Source organism: Roseomonas sp. KE2513, from assembly GCF_016107305.1.
GTDB lineage: Bacteria > Pseudomonadota > Alphaproteobacteria > Acetobacterales > Acetobacteraceae > Roseomonas.
Window position 1 is genome coordinate 1 of record NZ_RCVR01000186.1, and the last position, 546, is coordinate 546.

Annotated in this window: 1 protein-coding gene; it reads right to left on the reverse strand. The window is 72.7% G+C overall.

Annotation, left to right across the window (positions count from 1 at the left end):
- A partial coding sequence (locus D9599_RS30870; protein ID WP_198385156.1) for an HAD-IC family P-type ATPase occupies window positions 1-546 on the reverse strand: 546 nt, incomplete at both ends.

A 546-nucleotide genomic window follows, 5' to 3' on the forward strand; every position in this document is an offset into this window, starting at 1 on the left:
GTGGCCGGGCGCAGCGGGATACCGTCTGCCTCTGCCCGCTCCAGGATGGCGCGGCCGAGTGGGTGGCTGGACCCATTCTCCACCGCAGCGGCGAGGCCGAGCATAGTGCGCTCAGAACCGTTGAGAGCGAGGAGGTCGGTCACGCGCGGGCGCCCCTCCGTCAGCGTTCCGGTCTTGTCGAAGGCCACCGTGCGGATCCGCCCGATCGCCTCCAACGCCCCGCCGCCCTTGACCAGCAAGCCGCGCCGAGTGCCGACGGCGAGGCCGGAGGCGATGGCCGCGGGCGTCGACAGGACGAGGGCGCAGGGGCAGGCGACCAGCAGCAGCGCCAGGCCGCGGTAGATCCAGGTGTCCCAATCGGCGCCGGCGACGAGTGGCGGCGCGACGGCGACCAGGGCCGCCACGGCGACCGCGATGGGCGTGTAGATGGCCGAGAACCGCTCGATGAAGCGGGCGGTGGGCGCCTTGGCGTCCTGCGCCTCCTCCACGAGCCGGATAATGCGGGCGATGGTGTTGTCCGACGCAGGCTTCGTCACCCGGACCTGG